The following is a 23840-nucleotide window of genomic DNA, read 5'->3' as shown; positions in this document are numbered from 1 at the left end:
ACTTATCCGAAACGCTTGAGGAGGGCAGCACCTTCAACCGGCAGGTCGAACGCAACGGTGGCGCCAAGCGCATGGGCGGGCAAGGTCGCATCCACTTCCGTCTTGATGATGCCGAGAGGTGTTTCCAGCACATATTCGCGCGTTCCACCGGCGAAGGAAACGCCGCGGACCCTACCTGTCAATGGGCCGGAACCGAGAGAGACTGCGCGTGGCCGCCAGGCGAGACCCGCCACATCCGGCAGTTCCCTGGCGAGGGAGACAGCGCCATTTTCGGTGGTCAGCTTGCCACCTTCGACGGCGAAGATGTTTTCGAAGCCGACGAAATCGGCGACGAAGCTGGAGACCGGGTGATTGTAGATTTCTTCCGGCGTGCCGATCTGTTCGATCGCGCCATTCTTCATCACGACGATCCGGTCGGCGAGCGCCAGGGCCTCGACCTGATCGTGGGTGACGAAGATCATCGTCACGCCGCTTTCCTTCTGGACGCGCTGCAGTTCGGTGCGCATTTCCAGCCGCAGGCGCGCATCAAGATTGGAGAGCGGTTCGTCGAGCAGGAGCACTTTCGGTTCCATGACCATGGAGCGGGCAAGTGCCACGCGCTGTTGCTGGCCACCGGAAAGCTCCGGGGTCTTGCGGCTGGCGAAGGCCGAGAGGCCAACGGATTTGAGGCCGGCTGCCACTTTCGCCTCGAGTTCTTTCCCAGTCATGCCTTTCAGCTTCAAGCCGAACGCGACATTTTCGAACACCGTCAGATGTGGGAACAGCGCATAGGACTGGAACACCAGCCCGACGGCGCGCTTGTTGGCGGCAACCCGGGTGATGTCGGTGCCATCGAGACTGATGCGGCCGCCAACCGGCGTCATCAGGCCGGCAATCGAGCGCATGGTCGTGGTCTTGCCGCAGCCGGATGGGCCGAGCAGCGCCAGCAATTCGCCCTTGCGGATCTCGAGATCGAGATCCTTCACGGCAATCGATTTGCCATAGGCGAGGGAAAGTTTGTCGAGGGTGAGGAAGGATGTGTCAGACATAGCGGGAGAACCCCAGAAAACGTTCGGCGAGGAAGACGATGCCGATGGAGAGGAAAGCGAGCAGCGAAGACAGGGCGGCGATCGATGGATCGAAGACGATCTCCATGTAGCCGAGCATGTCGATCGGCAGGGTGCGTACACCCGGCCCGGACAGGAACAGCGAAACCGGAACCTGATTGAAGCTGGTCACGAAGCCGAGAATGAAGGCCGACAGGATGCCGCCGCGAATGTTCGGCAGTACAACCCGGAAGAAAGCGCCAAGCCGGGACGAACCGAGCAGAACGGCGGCTTCCTCGATATCCGAGCGCAGATTGTTGAGGCTGGCCGAGACGACACGCACTGCATAGGGCAGGATCAGCGCCGTATGGGCAAGGAACAGCGCCAGCGTGATCGATACACCGATGGGTACGACGAAATAGCGCAGGAGCGCCAGGCCGACGATGATGCCCGGCACGATGATCGGTGCCGACACGACGGTGCGCACGGTCTCGGACATCGGCAGCTTGTAGCGCGACATCGCATAGGCGGCGGGAATGCCGAGCAGAAGCGCTGCAAACGTACCGCCGATCGCCAGGAACATCGACATCACGAAGCTGTCGCGAAAACTCTCGACGGTGAAGACCTTGAGGATCCACTTGAACGAGAAACCCTGCGGCGGGAAGGCCAGCGTATCACCGGCCGAGAACGAGGCGGCAACGATGATCAGGAACGGGCCGATCAGGAAGATCAGCACCAGAAGCAGCGTAATCGGGGCAAACAGTCTCGGGGTCATCGCTTGTTCCTCGCCGTTGCGATCCGCTTCAGGAGAATATTGGCGGCAAAACTCATGACAATCAGGATGAAGGCGATAACGCTTGCCGAGACGAAATTGTTGGCAACGGTGACCTGCTGGTAGAGCAGCGTCTCCAGCATCAGCACCTTCGAGCCGCCCAGAATGGCAGGCGTGATATAGGCGGTCATCGAACCGGTGAAGACCAGCGTTCCGCCGACAACCAGGCCTTCGCGGGTCAGCGGCAGGATGACTTTCCAGAACACCTGGAACCAGTTGGCGCCAAGAACGCGGGCGGCGGGCACGACATCTTTCGGCAGGTTTTCCAGTGCGCTGATCAGCGAGATCACCATCAAGGGCAGGAACAGCTGCAACAGGCCGATGAAGACGGCGGTTTCGCTGAAGAGGATACGGATCGGTTCGTCGCTGAGGCCGACAGCCATCAGCGCCTGGTTGACGATGCCGGTGCGGCCAAGGATGACGATCCAGGCATAGGTGCGGGCGACCGGCGAAATCATCAGCGGCAGAACGACAAGCCCGATCATCCGGCCCTTGGCGCCGGGCGGGAGGCTTACGATGGCAAAGGCAGTCGCATAACCGATGACGGCGGCTGCCACGGTGACGAGTGCGCCGAGCTTCAGCGTCCGTAGAAAGACCGTCCGGTTCAACGGCTGCGAGAAGAAATCCGCATAGGCCGACAGGCTCCAGCTATCCGCCGATCGAAAACCTTCCGACAGCAAGAGGATAACCGGCACGAGGAAGACCAGCCCCGCGAAAATCGCGGCCGGCAGGGCGAGCGCCAATGCTTCTGCCCGGTTCTGGAACATGGTTTGTCGTCTCCAGCAAGTTCAAATGGAATCCCCGGTGCGGGTGATTACCAAAAACGCATATTCGGTGGCTGCCCCTCATCCGGCCTGTTGGCCACCTTCTCCCCTTAGAACGGGGAGAAGGACAAGCGGCAAACTCCGTCATACCCTCTCCCCGCAAGCGGGGAGAGGGTTAGGGTGAGGGGCTGTGGCAGCAGCACCCCACCATGGGCAACAAGTTCAGTCGGGACGCAGCCCGCGAACCGGAGTCCGCCCGCTGCGCCCCTTGCCTTGGGAGGCATTCGTGTTGACCGGTTACTGGCCGACCTTGGCGTTCCACTCGGACAGCCACGCATCGCGGTTGTCGAGTGCCACGGCGGACGGGATCAGTTTCAGGCTGTTGGCCGTTTCTTCGCCATAGGTCAGGTTGCCCGCAACTTCGTCGGAAACCTTGGCTTCCTTGTTGGCCGGGCTATCGACCAGCTTTTCGGCAAGCTTCGTCTGGATGTCCGTGGAGAGCCAGAAATCCATGAATTCGAGTGCCAGATCCTGGTTCTTCGAGCCCTTGGTGAGAACCATGACGTTCATGCCGCCGGTCTGGCCTTCCTTCGGGGTCGCCCAGCCGAGTGGCAGGTCGAGCTTGGTGAAGGGAGCCCAGGAGAAGCGGCCGATCGGTGCCGCCCAGATTTCTTCCTGCTGCATCAACTGCACCAGCTGCGAGGATTTGACGTAGAAGGTGACGATATCGTCCTTCTTGGCGCCAACGGCCTCAATTGAACCCTTCAGATCCGGCGTGTCGGTGCCAAGCGCCTTGCCGAGCATGTAGAGGGACGGCGGGCCTTGATTGGTGGTGATGTTCGGGAAGGCGACATGACCGGCATATTCCGGCTTCAAGAGGTCAGCCCAGGACTCGATCTTCATCTTGTCGGTGCGGTAGACGATCGAGGTTGCATAGAACGTATAGCCGACACTCATGCCGTCGCCGTTCGGATCCTTGGCGATGTCGTAGAGCTTGCCGAAATTGCTGAGCTTAGTGTTGTCGATCTTCTCGATCAGGCCGTTGCGATCGGCAGATAGCGCGTCAGCCATGGAAACCACGGCCATGTCGATGACCGGATTGGCCTTGTTGGCTTCGATCTTGGCGAGGCGCTCGACGCTGTTGCCGGTTTCGACCACCAGCTTGCAGCCGCATTTGGCTTCGAAGGGATCGTAGACGATCTCCTTGAACTCGTCCTGCGCGAAGGCATAGACGGAAATTGTCAGGGTCTTTTCCTGGGCATGGGCAGCGCCCATGGTGAGCATCAGCGCGGCGGCTGATGAAAAGAGCATTTTGTTCATCGGCGTTCTCCTTCTGGTGTTTTCTTGGCTCATATTATCTGGGCTTGCGGTGGTACCGGTCATGCACTGTGGATATTCGGCGGTGGCGCCGATGTCTGCCGGACCACCAGCTGCATCGGTACGCTCGCCCGCTCGGCTGCGACCGTGCCCGTCACGGTGCGTGCGATGCCGGAGCCTGATACCGGATCGGCCTCGATGACACGGACGAGTGCTGCAATGGCGATGTCGGCGATCCCGGCCATATCCATACGTACTGTTGTCAGGCCGGGCGTGACCACCGAGGACCAGACGAGATCATCAAACCCGGTAACGCTGACATGTTCGGGCACGCCGATTCCGGCGCGCTGCAATTCCGTCAGGGCCCGGAGCGCCGGCAGATCGGAAACGGCGGCAAAGGCGGTGAAACCTTTCTCCACCTGTTCTGTTAGACCAAGAAGGCTTCCCTTGCCGTGCACCTGCTCGTGTTTTTCGATCCAGAAGACCTCGGCATGAGCGTCTGCAGGAAGGCGGGATTTCATGCCGCCGATACGATCGTTCTGCACATTCGAGGCCGGATTGTTGCCGATCAGCAGAAACTTGCGATGTCCCAGCGAAGCGAGGTGTTCGATGACCGTCTGACCACCCTGCCAGTGATCGGCCGAAACCGTGTTGCCGGGGGTGGAAGGGCTGTCGATGACCGCCACCGGACAGCCGATGTCGGCGATGCGGGTGCCGAGCCGGGGGACGATAACGATGCCGTCGACGTCGCGCTCGATCAGCCGGTTGATGGCGTCGGTCTGCAAGGCGACGTCGCTGCGGGAGTCGGCGATCAAGACGCCGTAGCCAGCCGTGCTTGCCGCATGCTCGATCGCCTGGGCAATCTGCGGAAACAGCGGATTGGCGATATTCGGCAGAACCAGGCCGAGAACGCCGGTGCGGCCGGTGCGCAGCGCCCGGCCGGTCAGGCTCGGGATGTAGCCCAGTTGGGTAGCGGTGGCGCGGATCTTTTCAGCAAGTTCGGCCGAGACACGTCCCTTGCCCGACAGCGCATTCGACACCGTTGCGGCGGACACGCCGAGTGTCGCGGCAATCTGGCTTAGGTTCGATCCTGTGCGCGGGTTGGCCATATGATCCAACGGGTGATTAATCGATTAATCAATTCTGTTACAGCAATGTTCCCGTGTTGTCGATACGGTTTTGTGGCTTGATACAGGCTGAAAAGCATCTCTTACGGGAAACGCGCTAACCAACCGGTTTTGAAGACGGAGGCTTTCGTCTTTCAGTATTTCTTCTTCTGGATGACTTTGTTGCCGCGCGGCCCTGTCTGCACCGGGGTGTTGCTGACATTTTCCTCCAGCAGCTTGCGCCACCGGGCCAGCCGCTCCGCAGGCAGCGTGCCTGCCTTGATCGCTGCCTGGACGGCACAGCCCGGCTCGTGATCATGTGTGCAGTCGCGAAACTTGCAGGATGGGGCAAGGTCGGTGATTTCGGAGAACAGCGTGTCGATACCATCGGACACGTCGCTGAGATGCAGGGTGCGCATTCCGGGCGTGTCGATCACCCAGCCGCCGCCGGCAATGGCGTGCAACGACCGGGCCGTCGTGGTGTGGCGTCCCTTGGCATCGCTTTCGCGGATATCGCCGGTCTCCTGCGCTGCTTCGTGCCTGAGGCCCGCCAAGGTGTTGACCAGGGTCGATTTGCCGACGCCGGACGACCCGACCAGTGCGACAGTCTGACCGGCGCCGCACCACGGAGCGAGCACAGCTGCGGCATCGGCGGAGCGGCCGTTGACAACGATGACGTCCAGATCGCGCTGCAGGCCTCTCGCCTCCTCTTCGAAGGTGCTTGCATCATCGACCGTATCGGCCTTGGTCAGCACGATGACCGGGTTGGTTCCCGCCTGATTGGCCAGAGCCAGATAGCGCTCCAGCCGTGCCGGACTGAAATCGGCATTGCAGGAGGTGACGATGAACAGGGTATCGACATTGGCGGCGCCAAGCTGGTGACCGTGCCTGCCTTCGGTCCGGCGCTGCAGCAATGTCCGGCGTTCCAGCCTGCGGACAAGCAGATGGGTGCGGGGATCAGCCAGTATCCAGTCGCCGACGGCAAAGTCACCGGTATTGGTCTTGTGCGCCAGAGTGAGCCTGACCGGTCCCGCTGCAGACAGCGCGCTCAGTCGGGCACGGTGGACCTCGGCGATGCGCATCGGAATGAGGCTGGCCTCGGACCGTTCGATCTGGGAGGCAAAAAAATCGGACCAGCCATGGGACGCCAGAAAGGCCGCGTCTGTCCGCTCCGTCACGCAGCCGCTCCCGGGCACAGTGTCATGTTCATGGATGACGTCTCTCAAAACAAGTTCAGACGCTGATACCAGAAGCATCCGGATGGTGCCAATCGTTTCGCAGCCGCATTCTTTTCAATTTTGTCTGGGAAATGCCGCAAAGTTCCGCTAGGGACAGCGCATCCGGGCCGGTCTGGCCCTTTTCATTACGCATCGGCGACTATCGCAAGCGGGCGTTCCCATCCAATCCGAGGGCGCATATCGCTGACGTTTCGCCATTTCTACCAAGGACAGAACATGATTTCGCACGAATTGACACCGGTCCAGATCCGGGGGCTGAAACTCGCGAAGGAAGGAAACCTCTTCCCGCAGCCGGCCAAAAAATGGACGCATGAGAACGCAGCGGTCACCTACGCAAAGACCGACCGGTTCAAGGAGCGTCCGCAGAAGATCCGCTTCATGACGACGACGACCCTCAACGAACTCGAGGAACTTGGTTTTCTCGAGCGCAGCCATCTCGACCATGACGTCGCCGTCGATCCGCGCGGCATCACGATGGCCGGCAAGATGTGGCTGATGGCCAACAAGTAAACGTCGCCTGCTCCTGCCGCGACTATTTCAAGCCCCGTTCTGCAAACCTGCAGAATGGGGCTTTTCCGTTTCATGCCCGGCCACGCTCAACAGTTCATTTTGGCGCGCGCAACATCACACTGACGGAGGCAATACGGTTGGGCGGCAGGGACCAGTTCTTGACGAAGCTTAATGCCGTGGCTCTCCGCCGGGCGCATAAGCGGTGGTCTGCTCAAACTTGAATTTGTAGCCGCAGCGGCAGCGGATCATGTGGCGGCGCGGATTGCTCGAGGCAAATTCGGTTTCGAAGCCTACGGGCAGGGCGTCAATTTCAAATCCGCGCGTCCTGCGGTTCGGCATATCGTCTTCCGAAACCTCCGCAAAACCCGCGTTCCCGCATTGGGAACATTCCAATTTCCGTGAGTAGCGATCTCGCGCAGCCATCTTCATTCCTTTGACAAGAGGCGGGTCATACCAAAACAGCGGCCGGATGGAAGCGCTGATTGTGGCCTTCAGACGCAATCAGCTGCGCTCTTCCCAGACCTTTGCAAGCTCGACGATTGTCTTGACCGCCTTTTCCATGTCCTGCCTGCTCACCCATTCGAGCGGAGAATGGAAAGCGTGGCCACCCGCAAAGATGTTGGGGCAGGGCAGGCCCATGAACGACAGGCGCGACCCATCCGTGCCGCCACGGATGCTGCCGCGCACCGGCTGCATGCCCGCCCGCCGGATCGCCTCGACGGCGTTGTCGACGATTTCCGGGTGGCGATCGAGGATCGCCTTCATGTTGCGGTACTGGTGCTTGACCTCGAATGTGTAGGACGAACCGGGATAGTCCGGCATGACATCCTTGACGATCGCCTCGATCATGGCTTCCTTTTCAGCGAGGCCTTCGTCGGTAAAGTCGCGAACGATCAGGCTGATCCTGGCTTTTTCCATCGCACCCGTAACGCTCACGGGATGAACGAAACCATCCCGGCCCTCGGTTGTTTCAGGCGCCAGATGCTTCGGCAGGCGGTCGATGATGGCGCCGGCGATCTTGATGGCATTTTCCATTCTCCCCTTGGCAAAGCCCGGATGAATGGCAACACCCTGGATGGTGATTTCGGCGCCATCGGCGGAGAAGGTTTCATCCTCGATATGGCCAGCCGTTTCGCCGTCCATCGTATAGGCGAATTGTGCGCCAAGCTTCTTCAGGTCGACCTTGTCGACTCCGCGGCCGATTTCCTCGTCTACCGTGAAGAGGATTTTGATGGCGCCGTGCTTGATATCCGGATTATCGACAAGGAACTGCGCCGCCGTCATAATTTCGGCAATGCCGGCCTTGTCGTCGGCGCCAAGCAATGTTGTGCCATCGGTGGTGATGATGTCATTGCCGATCTGGTTGCGCAGGGCCGGATGATCGGCAACGCGGATGATCTGCTGCGGGTCGCCCGGAAGCTGGATATCGCCACCGGCATAGCCGCGGATCAACTGCGGCTTGACATCGGTACCGGTAAAATCCGGGGCAGTATCCATGTGCGAGCAGAAGCAGATGACCGGCACCGGCTTGTCGGTGTTCGATGGGATGGTCGCGTAGATATAGCCGTGCTCGTCGAGATGCGCGTCAGAAATCCCGATCGCGAGCAGTTCCTCGACCAGCAGGCGGCCGAGGTTCTTCTGCTTTTCGGTGGAGGGCTGCGCTGCCGAATTGGCATCCGACTGTGTGTCGATCACGACATAACGAAGGAAACGATCGGTAACGGTGTCGGTCATGGTTCACTCCACTTCATCTGCGTCAGGTGCTCTTCTGTAGCCTTCGCCATTTGCGCCGTGAAGGTATTTCTAGGAAAAACACCATTCAAAAAGCCGTGTTTCAGGGAATGTCGAAAACCTGCGACATTCCCTGAAACACGTGGCATAAGGGCGCCGCAACATTTCTTGGGCACCGCACAAATGATCCGTATCGAAAATATCAGCAAGCAGCTGAGCCACCGCATTCTCTTCATCGAGGCTTCCGCCGCGCTTAACAAGGGCGAGAAGATCGGCCTCGTTGGTCCAAATGGCGCCGGCAAGACGACCGTCTTCCGGATGATCACCGGCGAAGAGCAGCCCGACGAGGGGCAGGTGGCCGTCGAGAAGGGCGTCACCATCGGTTATTTCAACCAGGATGTCGGCGAGATGGAAGGCCGTAGCGCCGTTGCCGAAGTGATGGACGGTGCCGGTCCGGTCAGCATTGTTGCCGCCGAACTGCGCGAGCTCGAAGCTGCGATGGTCGATCCTGACCGGCTTGACGAGATGGACGCGATCATCGAGCGCTACGGCGAGGTGCAGGCGCGCTATGAGGAACTGGACGGCTACGCGCTGGACGGCCGGGCGCGCGAAGTCCTCTCGGGCCTGAGTTTCACGCAGGAAATGATGGATGGTGATGTCGGCAAGCTATCCGGCGGCTGGAAGATGCGCGTGGCGCTTGCCCGCATTTTGCTCATGCGCCCCGATGTCATGCTGCTCGACGAACCGAGCAACCATCTGGATCTGGAAAGCCTGATCTGGCTGGAGGAATTCCTGAAGAATTATGATGGCGCGCTGTTGATGACCTCGCATGACCGGGAGTTCATGAACCGGATCGTCACCAAGCTGATCGAGATCGACGGCGGCGGGTTGACGACCTACTCCGGCGATTACGAATTCTACGAGCAGCAGCGGGCGCTGAATGAAAAACACCAGCTCGCCCAGTTCGAGCGGCAGCAGGCGATGCTTGCCAAGGAAATCAAGTTCATCGAGCGCTTCAAGGCGCGTGCCTCGCATGCGGCCCAGGTGCAGAGCCGGGTGAAGAAGCTCGACAAGATCGAACGGGTGGAGCCGCCGAAGCGCCGCCAGGTTGTCGCCTTCGAATTCCAACCGGCGCCGCGCTCCGGCGAAGATGTCATCAACCTGAAAAACGTCCACAAGAGCTATGGCAGCCGCAGCATTTATGACGGGCTGGACTTCATGGTTCGCCGCAAGGAGCGCTGGTGCATCATGGGCATCAACGGTGCCGGAAAGTCGACACTCCTCAAGCTGGTGACGGGATCGACGGAGCCGGACAAGGGAACTGTGGCGCTGGGTGCCAGCGTCAAGATGGGTTATTTCGCCCAGCATGCCATGGATCTGCTTGATGGCGAACGCACCGTGTTCGAAACACTGGAGCACGAATTTCCGCGCGCCGGGCAAGGCCCGCTCAGGGCGCTGGCTGGCTGTTTCGGGTTTTCCGGCGACGATGTCGAAAAGCGTTGCCGCGTTCTGTCGGGTGGCGAAAAGGCGCGGCTGGTCATGGCGATCATGCTGTTCGACCCGCCCAATCTTCTGGTGCTCGACGAACCGACCAACCATCTGGACCTCGACACCAAGGAAATGCTGATTCAGGCACTGTCCGAATATGAGGGCACCATGCTGTTCGTTTCCCACGACCGGCATTTCCTCGGTGCATTGTCTAACCGGGTTCTGGAACTGACCCCGGACGGCATCCACGAATATGGCGGCGGCTACACGGAATATGTGGCGCGCACCGGCCACGAGGCGCCGGGTCTGCGAGGCTGATCCACGAGACATCCGCTGGCCGGCTTGGGGGCCGCCTCAGCTTCTTTCGAGCAGAAAGAACGTTGTCGGACCTGACGCCGCGTCATTGGAAAGCCGGAATCCGGTCGGGGATACCTCCTGGCCGGCGGCAGTTGAGGCGACGCCGTTCAGCGTGATCGGTGTCAACCGCCATTGCCCCTCGGCCAGCTTGAGCGACAGGTCGACATAACCCCTGCGGATCAGCACGGGAAGGCGGCCGAAATCGGCGATGACTTTTTCCTCGTCGTCGCGGAACTGCATATCCGTATTGTGCGCATCCGTGGCGTAGATGACGAGAAGTTTGCGGCTCTGCGCAATGCTCTCGACATCATCCAGCACCGAGACTGCCAGCAGGCCATCACCGTCTGAAGCCTCGACGCGGACGCTGCCCAGATTGACAGGTTCCCGAAGGGTCGAAAATGCTACCGCTTCGGTTTTTGGTGTCATCACCCGCAATTGGCCCCGCAGGCGATCCAGCAGCAGTTCGCCGGTATCGCTTTCATAGAGGCCGGTCTTCAGGTCGGTCTGGTTGTCCTTGGATAACAGCCCGGCAGTCTTGGCGGCGTCGAGGATCGCTTGTGGATCGACGGTAGATCGTGGCTGGCCGACACCCAAGTTTCCTTTCGCTGCTTTTGCCATGCCGATCGCCCCGACAAGGCCAAGCTCGGTGAGCCGCTCCGGTTCGCGCGCCTGCATATCGTCGGTGAGATCCTCGGTACCGCGCACAAGAAAGGGAAAGGTCAGTTCCGAGGTGGCCACATCTCCGCGCCGGAACAAAAGTGCTGCCAGCGTTTCACCTGCGCGTGCGACCGGGTCAAGCGCGATGGCATAGGGCAGCATCGCCTTCTTATGGGGAAAGGGCTCGTTATATTTCAGGATGATCGGTCCATGCGCATGGCGGCAGAGCACGTCCCAGCCCTGCTGCGAGGCGTAGGCCGGCATGACCAGTCCGGCCTCGTAGCGATACCGGTTCCAGAAGAGATGGTCGTATTCACTGACGACGAACGGTTTGCCGAGCCAGCGGGCGGCGGCGATCAGGCGCATGTAATTGAAACTATCGTCAATCGAGCTTTTCTGCGTCATGGTCGCGCCGGGCGAATAGCTGCCGACCCAATCCTGATAGGTGTTCATCGTGACAACCGGCAGATCCTCTCGGCTCAGCGTCGTCTGGATCGTCGGCCAGTTGTTATAGTTGCTGATCTCGCCCCTGTAGCCAAGCCCACGCAGCGCTTCGCTCATGCGGGCGGTGACAGTCTTTTCGACAGAAACGAAAAAGGCCTGCAGGTCCTTCAGGCGAGGGGAGTCTTCGTAACGCGACCCTGGAAGTTCGATTGAGGCGTCTTCCAGCCGTTCGCCGGACTTTAGGTCGGGCCACGCTTGCGAAAGGGCTTCGGTCGAACCGTAGCGCTGCTTCAGCCAAGCATTGAAGGGCAGCTTCAATCGCTCGTCGTAGTGCGGTTTGCCGTCGCGCTCCCGCACGATGCTGTCGAATTCGATATTGTTCTCGTTGACAAGGATGATCAACGCCAGCGCATTGTCATGGACCGGCGCACTGCCGGTATAGGGGTTGACGGATGTCAGGAAGCGGCGCTGGAATTCCAGCCAGTGGTCAAAGGCTTTGTCATCGAAGTAGAGCGCAAGCTTCAGATCGCTTGACGGATCCCAGCGATCGTCATAGCCGCCATAGGCGCCGCGCCAGGAGGAAAGGCCGTCCATGATCCAGTAGATGCCGTTACGCTTGAGTGCCGCCAGCAGGTAATGGACGCGGTCGAGAGTTTCAGGATCGAAATCGAAATCACGGGTACGGCCGAACATCAGGCTGGCATCGACAAAATGGAGCCTTGCGATGTTGTAGCCGTGTTTGGCCAGCTGTGCCGCGTAGAGATCGGCATCGGCGTGGCTTGGAAAGCCGCCGGAAGCCGGGCTCCAGGCCAGCGATGCGCAAAGCAGTCTTACGGGTTTATCCGGCTCGTTGGCGCGGACAAACCGGCCCTGATTTCCTGTCAGAAGCTGGCTGCCCTCTTCGATGGGCGGATTGGACAGGATGGAGGAGAAGTCGAGAGGGCTTTGATTGCTGAGCACCATCGAGGTTTCGCGGACGGGCAGCCATTCATCGGCCGCCATGACCGGCGATGAAACGGCCAGAATTAATGCGGCAACCCAATAGGCCCAAAGCCTCATCGGGCAGCTCCGATTGTCCGGCTTTCGATCCATGATTGTGGCGGCAGGCGGCGCCGGAAGAAGCCGGCCGGTATGGCGGCGGCGTGAAAGCACCAGGCGACGACCGTGTAAAGGCCCATGGCAAAGCCGCCCTTCTTGACGCTGAGCAGGAGAACGATGGCGGCGGCCAGCGCGATCACAATTGCCAGGCCTGATACCAATCCCGGCGCCATGAACAGGATGGCGAGCGATACAGCCCACCAGCAATAAACGGCGGCCCAGAGCTTCAACTCCGGCAATTCAGCGATCAGCCGGCCGAAATAGGGTTTGCCGACCGATGCGCGCAACAGTTCGCCGGTGCCGTAGAGATACTTGCTGTTCCAGCGCCGGACCAGCAGCCGGTAGGAGTTCGATGTGTGTCCGAAATGGCTGACGAAACGCCGGTCAAGACGATGAAGCCGCCAGCCTTGACTGCGCAGCCGGACGCCGAGATCGAACTCTTCATATCCGTGCAGGTTGCGATCGGAAATGTAACCGGCCTTCTCGATGGCGCTGCGCCGGTAAAGCCCGCCGCCATTCATCCTGTCGATATCGCCAACGCGGTTTTCCGGCGCATTGCGCTGTACGCGGCGAGCATATTCGAGGTTGGCCGTTTGCATTTCCTCCACGTGCCCTGTGACGCCGGCGACATCGGGATTATCGGCGAGAAAGCGCAGCGCGTCGGTCAGGAAGTCCGGATCGAGGATCATATCCCCGTCGAGCAGGCAGACGTGGCCGAAGGTCGAATACTGGAAGCCGAGTTGCGGGCCTATTCCGCAGCTGGCTTGCGCTGGCGGCGCGATCTGCACAACGGTGACCGGGTAGCGCGATGCTATTTCAACGGTGCGATCCCTGGATCCGCTGTCTGCAACGATGACTTCGCCGATGCCGCCAGGCAGTCCTGCAAGCGCGCTTTCGATGGTCGCGGCGATGCGTTTTTCTTCATTCAAGGTCTTGATAATGATGGATACACCCAAAATGACCTCCCCGTTTGCATGAAGCACCGCCGGCGCGTTGTTGGACAGGACTGTGACGTCGCTCATAATATTGCCGATGATTTGAAATTTGGTTGATGGCCGGATGGATCGGTCAGGTCAGCGTGGCCGCCTGCGAATGACGGATCGATACACCGCAGCCGTTCGTTCGCTGATCTTCTTCCAGCTGTAATCCGTCTGGATCTGGACAGTCAGCTCATCCGTCCCGTCCTCATCGAATGGGCTGGACAATTTGCGCCCGAGAGCTGCCGCCAAAGCATCGACATCGCCCATCGGAAAGTAATCGGCCGGGGCGAGCTTGAGTTCGCGATTGGCAGGGATATCGCTGGCGAGGACCGGCAGGCCGTAGCTGAGCGCTTCCAGCAAGGCGATCGGCATTCCTTCGTGACTTGACGGCAGCACGAACAAGGCCGCGTTGCTGTAGAGCTCTGCAAGTGCGGCGCCTGTCTGAAATCCCGTCATGACGACTGAAGGCGTCTTTGCAGCCAGGGCCTTCACGTGGGCCGAATACTCGGTTTCATGGTCGGCGCCGCCGACGATCACCAGTTTCTCGGGCCTGTTTGCCTTGGCGAAGGCAAGGATCAGGTCGTGCTGGCGCTTTTCGGGAACCAGGCGGGCCATCATGACGATGTATCGGCGCGGCGTCAGCCCGAAAGTTTTCAGGATTTCGGTGGTGCTGATCTTCGGTTGCACAGAGACGCCGTTCGGGACAAAATCGACGGCAACACCGTATTCTTTCCGCATGGCACGAACGATTTCCTGCGAAATCGCAATGCGCCCGTTAGAGGCATACATTCCGAATGCCTCGCCCGTCTTCAGCATGCGCTTGGCAAACCGACCCCATTTCTGGCGTTCGTAGTCATAGCCATGGTGAGTAATGATGACCTTCAGCCCGAAGAGGCGGGCAAGCGGCGCTACCAGCGCAGGGCCCACAGCATGGATATGCAGGACATCGGGTCTTTGGCGCGCGGCATAGAACACCCCGGCGATGCTATGCCCGATGGCCTCAAGGACCATTCTCTTGGGCGCCCACAGCGGAATGACCCGAATACCCTTCCAGACGCTTTCCGATGGGCTGGCCAGGTATTGCCGCCGACCGATAACGTCAACGTCCCAGCCCATCTGGACAAGCTCGGTACCGATCATCTCGATGTGCTTTTCAACGCCGCCCTGGACATTGGGGATGCCTCGGCTGCCGAGCATCATGACGCGGGGACGCGCCACCGCCTTTCCGAACGTCTCAGCGGGCTCAAAAAGAGAGGTCTCACTCAACGGAGGAACGGGCGCAATCGTGATGCGTTCCGCTGGCGGCGCGCTCGCGGTTTCCGCTGGCATTTCGACCGGTGTATCCGCAGCGGCGTCTTGTACGCCTTCCCTGATCGTGTTCAGGATGCTCCCGATGCCTGACTGTTCAGACTGCCGGTCTGCTGTCCCGAAAACTCGCGGTTCGTTGCTCATAGTCCCACATCCCCGGTTCCTTGGGATATGGTTTAGCTGCGAACGGCTGAAATCACGGAAATATAACCGTTAAAATTGTAGATATCGGCTGAAATTATGAGTTGTATTGCCGAGAAGTGTATCAATTTGATTGCGTGATGTGGCGCGTGGGCACCGGCAGGGATGCGCCAAGGCTATTATAGAGTTCCGTCGTCCGCCTCAGATAGGCGGCCGAGGAGAACTCGACGGCGATCCATTGCCGTGCTTTCCGGCCCATCTCGCGCCGTTCTTCGGGTGAGCGCGAATCCATTGCTGTCAGTGCCGCCGCCAGATCCTGCGCATCTCCAGGCATGGCCATCAAACCGGTTTCGCCTTCCAGGATCATCTCGGGAATACCGCCAATCCTGGCACCGATGACCGGCGTTTCGAGTGCATAGGCTTCGAGCACGCTGATGGGGGCGTTCTCGTACCACTCGGACGGCAGTACCAAAGCCTTGGCTTCGCCGATCAACCGATGCAGCGCGTCTCCGGACAGATAGCCGGCGAATACGACATCAGCCTCGAGCGTCTCGGCCAGCGCTTTCAATGCGGCTTCCTCCGGCCCGGTTCCCGCGATCACCAGCTTCTGCTTCGACAGCGCGGCGGCGCGGATCAGCGTGTCGATCCCTTTTTCCGGTGCGAGGCGCCCGGCGAAGGCGAAATAGTCGCTCTCCACCCATTCCGTTTCGAAGGCATCGACATCGACGAAATTGGGAATGTAGACCATTTTTTCCCGCGGCCAGCCCCACTCGACCAGCTTTTCAATGTAAAACCGGCTGGGGACGACGAGGCGGTCGAGATTACTGCGGTACAGTCCAAGGCTTCGATGCAGCGCGGTCTCGGCCAGCACGACGGTGCTCAGCACCGTCGATCCCTTGATGCAGCGATGCACAAGGACATTATGGATGCGGCCGCCCTTGCAGTCTTCGCAGACCTTGGCATCCCGCAGCATCTTGTAGGAGGGACAGGCGAGCTTGAGGTCGTGAACCGTCATGACCGTCGGGATGCCAGCCGATTTCAATGTCGAGAAGATCGCCGGCGAAAGGTGATGGTAGACGTTGTGCGCGTGGGCGATCGCCGGATTGACCCGCTCGATCAGCCGCTTGACATTGCGCTGCGCCTCGAAGGAATAGATGATATTCGCGACCTGCTTGATCTTGTTCAGCGTGCCGGTTTCATGGCCGTATTCAATCTCTGAAACGAAATAGTCGGACCACGGGCTTGGCGGGTTCAATTCATGTTGCATGGCGAAGGGAATGACGTTCCAGCCGGCCTTTTCAAACATGGCGATATGATCGAGGAACACGGCTTCAGCGCCGCCTCTCCGGTAGAAGTAGTTGTTGATCTTCAGCAATGTCGTCTTGCCGATTGTCTGGTTGACGATAGTCAAGGGTGGGCCTCCTTCCAGCCGAAGCGGCCTAATGCCTCGCAGATGGGGAGAATGTCGCACTGGCGTTCGCGGGCGTGCGAGACCAGCCGCTCCAGCGTTTCCGGCCGGCAGCCATAGGGTGTCGGGGTGGCGGCAATATCGTGGGTAAAAAAGATCAGCCAGCCCGGATTGGCCGCAACATCGTCGATCCACCGTGTCAGGCCCAGAGCGTGGTCCTCCGGCTGGCGGATTTCGACGGCTTTCAGCATGAAAGGATCGACCGCTCCCCGGTTGATCGCCTCGCCTGCTGCCCGGCAGGTGGTGTAGCGTTTTTTCAGAACATGCCGAAGGCGGGGTGACGCCGCATTATAGGGGAAGGCGAAGTTGCTGGGCTTACGGGAGATCCCGGCATCGGTCAGGAAGGCTTCGTTGCGGGTGAGGTCATCCGCAAATGTCCGGCTGGTCAAGGTGCTGACCTTGCGGTGAGAAAACGTGTGGCAGCCGATCTCGTGTCCGCGCGCGAACAGTTCACGGCAGCCGTCAGCCGAAATCAACTGGCGATCCGGCTCGATGCGTCCTTCAAGGCCACCGGCGATATAGAAGGTTCCGCGCGCGCCATATTGTTCCAGAATGGTTGCGCCTCTGCTCAGGGCAGTATCGGGAACGTCGTCGAAAGTGAAGGAAATGATCGGTCGCTTTGTCGCGATCGGCCGCCGTGTCCTGGCAAACTGCCCGATCAGCCGGTTGTTCAGCCGGTCGGCGATATTGGTGATCGTGTTGAAAATGTCAGGCATGGGCCGCCGGCCTTTCCGCGGGAGCGAAGCGTTTCTCGGTCAGCGTCGCGGATGATTGGAAACGCAGTCCGTACAGGCAATAGAGGAAGGTGAACCAGAGCAGATTGCCGCCTTCGAAAAACAGGCTTTCGAGGCCGGCGTTGAAAATGACATAGAGCCAGACCCGGATGAAAAGCCGTGTCAGATCCGAATGTTCGATGGCCGGAGGCAGGCGGGAGATGTCGCGCAGCGGCAGGAAAATGACCCAGAGCAGGGTCAGGAAGAGGCCGGGGATGCCTGTCATCAACGCGATGTCGAGATAGGAATTATGGCCGTTGGCTGCAGCGACCGCCCAGGTTTCGACGGAGCCGCCGCTATAGACCAGTTCCTGCGTCTGCCAGAATGCCTTGATGCCGTAGCCGGTGATCGGGTTTTCGGCCAGCGCCGTGAAGGCGAAGCGCCATATGTCGGCCCGGTTGGTGAAGGTGGCATCGATCCCGAGCGAGGTGACAAACTCGCCAAGTGGACGAAAGACGGCCGATCCAACGGCGAACAGATTGAACAATGCGACGCCGCCGACGGCGATAGGAATGCGCAGAAACCGCAGACGCTCGAATACCCAGGCAAGGATCAGGATGCCGGGCAGCATGGCGCTGGAGGTTTTTCCGCCGGTGTGGACGAGAAAGATGATGGCGAGGGCGACGATGGTTATCCCGGCCAGCCGTGACCAAGCATTCATGACGAAAAGGCCGAAGAAGGCTGCAATCACCATGGCGGCAGCGGCACTGTTCTTGTGCGGGAAATGGCCGCGCCACATACCGGCGTTCATCGGTTCGCGCAGTTCCGAAAGCTGATGGATCGACAGTTCCGGTTTGAAGACGATGCCGTAATAAGCGGTCGCCAGCATGATCAGCGTGCCGATCGCCAGCATCTTGGCGAATTGCTTCTCCGATGACGGCATCAGCAGGTAGATGCTGGCGTTGATGGTCGCCATGACGGTCAGGATGACGGCCTTGATGCCGAGCATGGGATGGTTGGAAATCAGCGAAACGAACAGGAACCAGCCGAACAGTGGCAACAGCAGCGCACGGGGCTGCAGGATTGTCGCGCGCAACGGATGGAGCAGACCGTAGCAAAGCGTACCGGCAAACAGGCTGAGCGAGACGATCTGGTTCAGACGGTTCGAATTGCCTGCGGACGGGTCGAGAATACCTTCGCCGGTAAGATCGACAAACGGTGTCATGGAAATCCAGAAGAACAGGAAGATCGCCATGAAGAGCACTGGACCGGCGCCGATACCACCGGTCCCGATACCGGCAGCATCCGGCAGTGTATGATTGTCCGGCGAAGCGGTCCTCATGTCAGCCCGTGCGTGGTTGATGTTGGCGCAAAGCCCGAAGAATGCCGAACAGCAGTGCAAGTCCGATGCCGATTGCGATACCGGCAAACGCTCCGGCGGCAAGCAGAATCAGAGTTCGCGGCGGCCAGCTGCGCGATTGCGGCGGCATTGCACGGGAAATCACCCGGATATTGGAGGTGTTGATCTGCTGCTGTTCGGTAATCTGCTGGGCACGGGTCAGATGCGTTTCATAAAGGGCTGCCTTGGCGCGCGCGTCGCGCTCCAGATCCCGCAGCTCGACCTGCGAATCATTATCCATGTAGACGGTTGTCTGCTGTTCGTTCGCCTTGCCCTGCAGGGCGGCGAGCGCAGACTTGGCCTGGTTCACGTCTGCAAATGCCGTATCGGCGATCCGCCGGGCTTCGTTGTTAATCGATGCCTTCAAGGTCGACAGGTCGGAATTGGCCGCTGTGATCCGCGGGTGCCGGGTACCGTAGGTCAGTTTCAGCGAGTTGAGCTGCAACAGAGCCTGGTCGTAATCCTGCCGCAGCGACGTCATTGCCGGTGAAGCAAAAACCGATGCGGTGCCGGTCCGGCCCGTGGAAATTGCTTCCTGCATCTGCTTGTATCGGGTTTCCAGCTCGATATAGCGCTGCTGGGCCGTCAGGACCTGCGTGTTCAACTCGGCAACAAGCTGTGTGCTGACCAGCTCGCCGTTGGAGGATTGCAGTCCCTTCTGGCGCTTGAACTCCTCCACCTTTGCTTCCGCATTGGTGACGTTGTGCCGAAGCTCTTCCAGGCGATCGTTAAGCGTCGTTGCGACCCTGCCGGCACTTTGCGCGGCGGATTCGAAGATTTCTTTTTCGAACGCATCGACGATTGCGTCGGACAGCGCCACCGATTTCTCCGCATTGTCGGAATAGACGCCGAGCGAAACAACGAATGAACGCTCTTCGCGCCGAGCTTCGACGCGCTCGGCGAGCGCGCGGGTCGCGCCGAGCATCTTTGCCTGTTGAGTTTCGGCCTTGCTGGTACTGGAAAACAGTTCCTTGATGCCTCCAAGGATACCGGGTTTGACGAATTCCGGGTCCTGCGTCAGGTTCATGCCGTCGATGACGCGGGTGAGCACATTGCGCGATGTGAGAATCCGCAACTTGCTTTCGACCTCAAGCAATTGTGAGTCGCGCAACGGATTGGAGCCGAATACGTCGTCACTGACCACCTGCAGATTGGACGGATCGATGACGAGGTCGGTGTAGACGGTGTAGCGCGGCTGGGCAGCCATCGCATAGACAAAAGCTGCGGCCACGCACAGGACCGTTGCGCCGATGATCCAGAGCAGGCCATCCTTGAGCCAATGGAAAACGTCATCGGGACCGATGGCGCGAAGAGCCGCGACATATCCCATGATCTGCCCTTTGACGGGCGTGGGGCGTGCGTTGATCTGTTCGGCGATGACGGCCTGTTGCCGGTTTGGCGAAAATGTCGCGCGTGCTGTCTCAGCGGCTGCGGAGGCGTGATACGCTGGGCGGAAATCCTCGTCGTCGCCGGAGACCAGGTCAAGCAGGGAGCCGGGACGCGGGCGTGAGCGCGCAACCGTTTCCGGGCGCTTCATCGCTTGCCGCAGATCCGGCTCCTTCGGCGTATACATCCGTTCTGTCTCCGCGGCGTGCTTAAAGCCCGTACAGACTATCGCCGTGCTCTAGGTGAGCATCATGAATAGCCCCTTATGGTAAACCGGACGTTAAAATGCCGGGTGCGAGCACCCGCATACGGAGTGTGCGGACTAGAAATCGTGCAGCAGCCGGCTCCAGCTTTCCGAAGCGAGACCACCGGCATAGAACCCATCGCCGATGGCCGCTTCCTTCAGGTCGGCGTGGCGTGTCACCAGGCAGAAATATCCGGTGTGCTTGTGGACCAGATGGCGTTGCCGCAGCACCGCCTGTGTCAGGAAGGGCTGCGCCATTCCTTGCGCGCTTGCATATCCCAGGTTGTCGAGATCCGCGAAAATTTGAGCGACCACGAGCGCTTCCTGACGCTCGTGGCAAAAGACGTTCATGACCACGGCGTTGCGGCCATCCGCGCCAAAATACAGATAGCAGCCGATGATCTTGCCCTGCGCATCCGTGATGCTGCGGCATTGAAGTTCGCCAAGCGAGGTATTCAGTTTCGCGGCAGCGACCAGCCAATCGAATTCCGGTTTGGAAAAGACCGGATGGACCGAGAAGCGCTCCATCATCACCTGCGCCTGTTCCATGAGCTGCGGCAGCGAAATCGGCGTGCTCGTGACGCCATCCTGGGGTGCCGCCGCGAACGAGGTTCTCGAGCGGCGCACGAAGCGGTCCGCAATTCGGGCAAGCCCCTGGAGGGGCAGCTTGGCGAGCAGTTTCACCCTGCGGCGAGCCATGTCGAGCGCGGCTGCGGCCGGGCGGAATGTGCGGTGCCATTCGAGACTTTGAACAGGCAGGACCAGCCCGCCGCCGGCAACCCAGTGGTCGGCGCTGACGGGTGATGCGTTGTCGGTAAAGCAGAAATCCTGGCGTGCTGCGCGCAGCATGCGGGCAAGACGGGCAGCCCCGGCCGCGCCGGACTTTCCCTCGGCCATGAACGCACAAAGTACTCTGGCGGTTACCGGCCGGCCATGAACGATGAATTCCACCGGCATTGCCAGGATAGCGCTGTCGATCGTCGATGTCTCGTTCAGGTGGACGAGGCTACCCACATCCGGCGTGTAGAGAGGGCTGCTGAAGAAAACCGTTTCGAGATAGCCAGCCAGCTGGCTGTCCGTCGCCTGGTTGTTCTTGCGGAAGGTCCGGGTGAACAGATCGGCGATCGCCGGAAGATCCGAGCGTTCCATTGCGCGAACCGCGCCAGTATTGGGCCTCTGCCGTCCCTCTCCGGAAGGCGCGGCGGAGAGTTCGGTGGGTTGTCTCAAAGCATTTTCCGCAGCGGGTGTCATGTCACACTCTTCATATCCGGCTCTATTACGCCAGTTTATTTACGGGATATCGGTCAATATTCTCTAAGTACCTAAAGCGTATTTATATAAGGGCTGCCCCGGTATTATCTTTTAGCTCATCCTTCTTCGCGTAGCGGAAGAAGACCGTCCAGGCGACGGCTACCATTGAAATCTCGATCACATAGAATGAAACGACAGTTCCCATCGGGGGGGCGTACCAGGTTGCCCAGGCGGCAAGGGCTGCGCCCAGAATGCTGCCAAGACCCATGACACTGGCGCGCGCCGCATGATATCCGGCGGCCCCGAGGGCTTCGACGGCAATCGACCACATGCCGAGCGGTATGACGACCCAGCAGAGATTGCGGACGAAGGACACGAGCGTCAGATATTCGTGGCCGAACAGATATGGCAGCAACGGCGCCAGGAGGAATACGGTTGCCGCCGCTGCCAGGCTGATGCCGGTTGCAGCAAAAAGCACCTTGCGAATGCGATCCATCGCCTTATGAAGACCATTGGCGGCTGCCCGTGCAGAGCCGGGATACATCAACCGGTTCAAGGCCTCGACGGAGAGATAGCTGCTTTCGAGAATCCGGCGGGCGACGCTGTAACTGGCAACGATTTCGGCCGTCGTGACAAGGCTCAGCGTCAAAAGGTCGGCATTCTGGCGGATCGCACGCAAAATGAAGGGAATGCTGAAATACATGCCGAGCGGCAATTCTTCCCGAACGATCTCGTACTTTGGCCGGCCTAGTTTTGCCAGTGCCCGGATACAGAAGGCTGCAACCAGAACGTGGCAGGCAAATTGCCAGACTGCCCATTCGGCGACTGTCGAGACACCAAATGCAAGGCAGGCAAGCGCTGCAGTGATGGTGCGTGCAATTGCAAAGCTGACGACGGTCATGTTGGCTGAGACGAAATTGGAGTGACCGATGAAGATTTGCTCGGTCAGGACAATGATGCGTACGAAAATGATGTTGGTGATCAACATCAGCGTCATGTCGAGGAGGTTGAGCGACGGATCGGGCGAAAGCGCGAAGAAGAACGGCAAGATAGCGACGCCGAGCAGGACGAGTGCTACGCCGCTGATCGCCGTCAGGATGATATTGTGGCCAAGCATGACCGGATACATTGCGGGATCACGCGCGACACGCCGGACCAGGCATTCCATGCCGCCGAGCCCGCAGAGATGGACGGCAATGTTGCAAACCGCGGTAACGGCGACGAAGACACTGAACTCGTTGACGCCGAGTGAGCGAGCGAGAATGGCGAAGGTGAGCAGCTGGGCAGCCGAACTCAAGATGAGGCTGCCGCCGGAGGCCATGTAAGACATGACCATCGACATCAGCATCCGCTGCTTGGGCGCGTGAAAAGCGTCCGCTGTCACCGTTGGTGTTCTCCTCTTGCAGTCAATGAGGTTCCGTTTGGGTGCAGCGGTAACAACCACGGCAAATTGAGCGAAAACGTCAAAGTTGCAGGTGCGTCAGTTTCATTAGATTTCCGGTTGTCCGACAATACGTTCATTCACTGCAAAGGTCGTTAATTTCACCGTGAATTTGCGCCTGAGCCGTCCAAGAATTCATATTGAGGTTAACGCTTGCCATTGCTGAATTGATTTCAGTTTATGTTTACTTCGCTACGGTATTGATTGCAGAAGGTTTTGGGGATTGCAGGTTGGAGTTGCGCTGGTGATGGACAAAGCACGCGTTGAGGACCGGAACGGAGCGCCGCTGCATCGTTTCATGGGAGTTGATCTCGAACTGGCTCCCGGTGTGCTCGTTCCGAGGGAAGAAACGGAGCTTCTGGGACGCACGTCGCTTGGATTGATCGAGGGACGGGCTGAAAGTCCGTTGGTGATCGACATGTGCTGCGGTTCCGGCAACCTCGCCCTGGCAATTGCCACGCACAGCCCTTCAGCCCAGCTCTGGGCATGCGATCTGACCGACGAGACTGTAAGTCTTGCGAAGCGAAATACCGAACGCTGCGGAGTTACCGATCGCCTCAGGGTTGTCCAGGGTGATCTCTTCGGCGGCCTTGCCGGCAAGGACCTCGAAGGCAAGATCGATCTCATCGTCTGCAACCCTCCTTATATCTCTACCCAACGCCTCGAAGGCGATAGCGCGCATCTTCTCAACAACGAGCCGCGCGAGGCCTTCGACGGTGGACCCTATGGTATCTCCATTCATCAGCGTCTTGTCCGTGATGCGCTTGCTTTTCTGAAGCCCGGCGGCTGGCTGGCTTTCGAATTCGGCGAAGGGCAGCACCGGCAGGCGGCCGCATTGCTTGCCCGCGCGCGGGGATATGAACCGGCGGCCTTCGCCGAGGATGCAGGTGGTCTTCCGCGTGTCGCTTTCGTCCAGAAACGGTCCGATGCGTAACGCGTCTG

At 59.7% G+C, this 23840-nt stretch carries 20 protein-coding genes; 3 read left to right on the top strand and 17 right to left on the bottom strand.

The annotated features are described in order from the left end of the window. Positions 1 to 2 precede the first annotated feature (2 nt). The 6 genes from ASD36_RS10120 to rsgA form a co-directional block, all read right to left on the bottom strand. Entirely contained in the window at positions 3 to 1028 is a 1026-nt protein-coding gene (locus ASD36_RS10120; protein WP_060503128.1) for an ABC transporter ATP-binding protein, read from the bottom strand. Further along, positions 1021 to 1800, bottom strand: coding sequence for an ABC transporter permease (locus ASD36_RS10115; protein WP_060503127.1), 780 nt, complete (start codon positions 1798 to 1800; stop codon positions 1021 to 1023). The genes ASD36_RS10120 and ASD36_RS10115 overlap by 8 nt, the downstream gene beginning before the upstream one ends. Continuing rightward, positions 1797 to 2624 (bottom strand): ABC transporter permease, encoded by an 828-nt coding sequence (locus tag ASD36_RS10110; protein ID WP_060503126.1) that lies wholly within the window; start codon positions 2622 to 2624, stop codon positions 1797 to 1799. Before ASD36_RS10110 ends, ASD36_RS10115 begins: the two co-directional genes overlap by 4 nt. Positions 2625 to 2918: 294 nt before the next feature. Continuing rightward, on the bottom strand, positions 2919 to 3941 hold the full coding sequence (locus ASD36_RS10105) for an ABC transporter substrate-binding protein (protein ID WP_060503125.1): 1023 nt from the start codon (positions 3939 to 3941) through the stop codon (positions 2919 to 2921). Positions 3942 to 4000: 59 nt separating this feature from the next. Beyond that, positions 4001 to 5047 (bottom strand): LacI family DNA-binding transcriptional regulator, encoded by a 1047-nt coding sequence (locus ASD36_RS10100; RefSeq protein ID WP_060503124.1) that lies wholly within the window; start codon positions 5045 to 5047, stop codon positions 4001 to 4003. A gap of 152 nt (positions 5048 to 5199) precedes the next feature. Next, positions 5200 to 6222 carry a ribosome small subunit-dependent GTPase A gene (rsgA, locus tag ASD36_RS10095; protein WP_060503175.1) on the bottom strand — a complete coding sequence of 341 codons (1023 nt, stop codon included), beginning with the start codon at positions 6220 to 6222 and terminating at the stop codon, positions 5200 to 5202. A 276-nt stretch (positions 6223 to 6498) separates the two neighbouring features. On the opposite strand from rsgA, the gene ASD36_RS10090 reads away from it, so the two are divergent. After that, positions 6499 to 6792, top strand: coding sequence for a hypothetical protein (locus ASD36_RS10090; RefSeq protein WP_060503123.1), 294 nt, complete (start codon positions 6499 to 6501; stop codon positions 6790 to 6792). A gap of 168 nt (positions 6793 to 6960) precedes the next feature. Here ASD36_RS10090 and ASD36_RS10085 read toward each other — a convergent pair whose 3' ends face one another. After that, the gene (locus ASD36_RS10085) at positions 6961 to 7215 is read right to left on the bottom strand and encodes a hypothetical protein (protein WP_060503174.1); all 255 of its coding nucleotides are present in this window, start codon (positions 7213 to 7215) and stop codon (positions 6961 to 6963) included. A gap of 78 nt (positions 7216 to 7293) precedes the next feature. Then, positions 7294 to 8526, bottom strand: a complete 1233-nt coding sequence (gene pepT / locus ASD36_RS10080) for a peptidase T (RefSeq protein ID WP_060503122.1) — start codon at positions 8524 to 8526, stop codon at positions 7294 to 7296. Between the two features lie 180 nt (positions 8527 to 8706). Between pepT and ASD36_RS10075 the strand changes: the two genes are divergently transcribed. Then, positions 8707 to 10329, top strand: a complete 1623-nt coding sequence (locus ASD36_RS10075) for an ABC-F family ATP-binding cassette domain-containing protein (RefSeq protein WP_060503121.1) — start codon at positions 8707 to 8709, stop codon at positions 10327 to 10329. A 36-nt stretch (positions 10330 to 10365) separates the two neighbouring features. On the opposite strand, the gene ASD36_RS10070 is transcribed toward ASD36_RS10075, so the two are convergent. The 9 genes from ASD36_RS10070 to ASD36_RS10030 form a co-directional block, all read right to left on the bottom strand. Then, complete coding sequence (locus ASD36_RS10070; RefSeq protein WP_060509998.1) at positions 10366 to 12528, bottom strand: hypothetical protein; 2163 nt, start codon at positions 12526 to 12528, stop codon at positions 10366 to 10368. After that, positions 12525 to 13523, bottom strand: coding sequence for a glycosyltransferase (locus ASD36_RS10065; RefSeq protein WP_060503173.1), 999 nt, complete (start codon positions 13521 to 13523; stop codon positions 12525 to 12527). The genes ASD36_RS10070 and ASD36_RS10065 overlap by 4 nt, the downstream gene beginning before the upstream one ends. A gap of 117 nt (positions 13524 to 13640) precedes the next feature. Beyond that, positions 13641 to 14747, bottom strand: a complete 1107-nt coding sequence (locus ASD36_RS10060) for a glycosyltransferase family 4 protein (protein ID WP_244481992.1) — start codon at positions 14745 to 14747, stop codon at positions 13641 to 13643. A gap of 373 nt (positions 14748 to 15120) precedes the next feature. Beyond that, positions 15121 to 16407, bottom strand: coding sequence for a glycosyltransferase family 4 protein (locus ASD36_RS10055; RefSeq protein WP_244481987.1), 1287 nt, complete (start codon positions 16405 to 16407; stop codon positions 15121 to 15123). After that, on the bottom strand, positions 16404 to 17180 hold the full coding sequence (locus ASD36_RS10050; protein ID WP_060503119.1) for a polysaccharide deacetylase family protein: 777 nt from the start codon (positions 17178 to 17180) through the stop codon (positions 16404 to 16406). Before ASD36_RS10050 ends, ASD36_RS10055 begins: the two co-directional genes overlap by 4 nt. Next, positions 17173 to 18432, bottom strand: coding sequence for an O-antigen ligase (locus ASD36_RS10045; protein ID WP_244481991.1), 1260 nt, complete (start codon positions 18430 to 18432; stop codon positions 17173 to 17175). Before ASD36_RS10045 ends, ASD36_RS10050 begins: the two co-directional genes overlap by 8 nt. An 88-nt stretch (positions 18433 to 18520) precedes the next feature. Then, positions 18521 to 20149, bottom strand: a complete 1629-nt coding sequence (locus ASD36_RS10040) for a GumC family protein (protein ID WP_082512014.1) — start codon at positions 20147 to 20149, stop codon at positions 18521 to 18523. A 135-nt stretch (positions 20150 to 20284) separates the two neighbouring features. Next, positions 20285 to 21457 carry a hypothetical protein gene (locus ASD36_RS10035; protein ID WP_060503118.1) on the bottom strand — a complete coding sequence of 391 codons (1173 nt, stop codon included), beginning with the start codon at positions 21455 to 21457 and terminating at the stop codon, positions 20285 to 20287. Positions 21458 to 21539: 82 nt separating this feature from the next. Beyond that, positions 21540 to 22805 carry a lipopolysaccharide biosynthesis protein gene (locus tag ASD36_RS10030; RefSeq protein WP_060503168.1) on the bottom strand — a complete coding sequence of 422 codons (1266 nt, stop codon included), beginning with the start codon at positions 22803 to 22805 and terminating at the stop codon, positions 21540 to 21542. Between the two features lie 340 nt (positions 22806 to 23145). Between ASD36_RS10030 and ASD36_RS10025 the strand changes: the two genes are divergently transcribed. Further along, a complete protein-coding gene (locus ASD36_RS10025; protein ID WP_060503167.1) occupies positions 23146 to 23832 on the top strand; it encodes a HemK/PrmC family methyltransferase in 687 nt (228 codons plus the stop codon). Positions 23833 to 23840 lie beyond the last annotated feature (8 nt).

The sequence above is a fragment of the Rhizobium sp. Root1334 genome, assembly GCF_001426665.1.
In the GTDB taxonomy this organism is placed as follows: domain Bacteria; phylum Pseudomonadota; class Alphaproteobacteria; order Rhizobiales; family Rhizobiaceae; genus Pararhizobium.
This window is presented reverse-complemented; position numbering and strand designations above follow the sequence as displayed.

Excerpts from the sequence above, each read along its gene's own strand:
- ASD36_RS10060 (WP_244481992.1), bottom strand. The coding sequence starts at position 14,747 with ATGATGCTCGGCAGCCGAGGCATCCCCAATGTCCAGGGCGGCGTTGAA.
- ASD36_RS10040 (WP_082512014.1), bottom strand. The coding sequence starts at position 20,149 with ATGTATACGCCGAAGGAGCCGGATCTGCGGCAAGCGATGAAGCGCCCG.
- ASD36_RS10105 (WP_060503125.1), bottom strand. The coding sequence starts at position 3,941 with ATGAACAAAATGCTCTTTTCATCAGCCGCCGCGCTGATGCTCACCATG.
- ASD36_RS10085 (WP_060503174.1), bottom strand. The coding sequence starts at position 7,215 with ATGGCTGCGCGAGATCGCTACTCACGGAAATTGGAATGTTCCCAATGC.
- ASD36_RS10070 (WP_060509998.1), bottom strand. The coding sequence starts at position 12,528 with ATGAGGCTTTGGGCCTATTGGGTTGCCGCATTAATTCTGGCCGTTTCA.
- ASD36_RS10120 (WP_060503128.1), bottom strand. The coding sequence starts at position 1,028 with ATGTCTGACACATCCTTCCTCACCCTCGACAAACTTTCCCTCGCCTAT.
- ASD36_RS10035 (WP_060503118.1), bottom strand. The coding sequence starts at position 21,457 with ATGACACCCGCTGCGGAAAATGCTTTGAGACAACCCACCGAACTCTCC.
- pepT (WP_060503122.1), bottom strand. The coding sequence starts at position 8,526 with ATGACCGACACCGTTACCGATCGTTTCCTTCGTTATGTCGTGATCGAC.
- ASD36_RS10050 (WP_060503119.1), bottom strand. The coding sequence starts at position 17,180 with ATGCCTGACATTTTCAACACGATCACCAATATCGCCGACCGGCTGAAC.
- ASD36_RS10115 (WP_060503127.1), bottom strand. The coding sequence starts at position 1,800 with ATGACCCCGAGACTGTTTGCCCCGATTACGCTGCTTCTGGTGCTGATC.
- ASD36_RS10030 (WP_060503168.1), bottom strand. The coding sequence starts at position 22,805 with ATGCTGATGTCGATGGTCATGTCTTACATGGCCTCCGGCGGCAGCCTC.
- ASD36_RS10110 (WP_060503126.1), bottom strand. The coding sequence starts at position 2,624 with ATGTTCCAGAACCGGGCAGAAGCATTGGCGCTCGCCCTGCCGGCCGCG.
- ASD36_RS10090 (WP_060503123.1), top strand. The coding sequence starts at position 6,499 with ATGATTTCGCACGAATTGACACCGGTCCAGATCCGGGGGCTGAAACTC.
- ASD36_RS10075 (WP_060503121.1), top strand. The coding sequence starts at position 8,707 with ATGATCCGTATCGAAAATATCAGCAAGCAGCTGAGCCACCGCATTCTC.
- ASD36_RS10100 (WP_060503124.1), bottom strand. The coding sequence starts at position 5,047 with ATGGCCAACCCGCGCACAGGATCGAACCTAAGCCAGATTGCCGCGACA.
- ASD36_RS10025 (WP_060503167.1), top strand. The coding sequence starts at position 23,146 with ATGGACAAAGCACGCGTTGAGGACCGGAACGGAGCGCCGCTGCATCGT.
- ASD36_RS10045 (WP_244481991.1), bottom strand. The coding sequence starts at position 18,432 with ATGGCGATCTTCCTGTTCTTCTGGATTTCCATGACACCGTTTGTCGAT.